The sequence below is a fragment of the Proteus sp. fly-1067 genome, assembly GCF_040139345.1.
Lineage (GTDB): Bacteria > Pseudomonadota > Gammaproteobacteria > Enterobacterales > Enterobacteriaceae > Proteus > Proteus vulgaris_B.
Window position 1 is genome coordinate 1 of the sequence record NZ_JBEEUL010000170.1, and the last position, 595, is coordinate 595.

Annotated in this window: 1 protein-coding gene; it reads left to right on the forward strand. The window is 43.9% G+C overall.

Translation table 11 applies throughout. From position 1 onward, the window contains the following. The coding region (locus tag ABN217_RS19810; protein ID WP_349459937.1) for an inorganic phosphate transporter at positions 1-595 on the forward strand (595 nt) is incomplete at both ends.

The following is a 595-nucleotide window of genomic DNA, read 5'->3' on the forward strand; positions in this document are numbered from 1 at the left end:
TTTGGAACTTGGGAACTTGGTATTTTGGTATCCCTGCATCAAGTTCTCATACCTTGATCGGGGCGATTATCGGTGTTGGTTTAACTAACGCAATAGTCACAGATTCATCCATCGTTGATGCGTTGAACATACCTAAAATGATCAGCATTTTCATGTCTCTTATCCTTTCTCCTGCTATTGGTTTTGTGATTGCTGGGTTGATGATTTTTATTCTACGCCGCTATTGGAGTGGAACTAAAAAACGTCGTCGCATCCACTTAACGCCAGCAGAGCGGGAGAAAAAAGATGGTAAGCGCAAGCCACCATTCTGGACTCGTACTGCGTTGATCCTTTCCGCTGTTGGCGTAAGTTTCTCCCATGGTGCGAATGATGGCCAGAAAGGTATTGGTCTTATCATGCTTGTGTTAATAGGTGTTGCTCCTGCGGGCTTCGTCGTCAATATGAACTCTAGCGGTTATGATATCGCTAGAACACATGATGCCGTTGTCCACTTACAACAATACTATGAGACACATAAACCGGCTCTAAACCACGCGATTGAAAATACCCCAGCTATTATCGATGAAGATGGACTCAGTAAAGAATTCCATTGCGA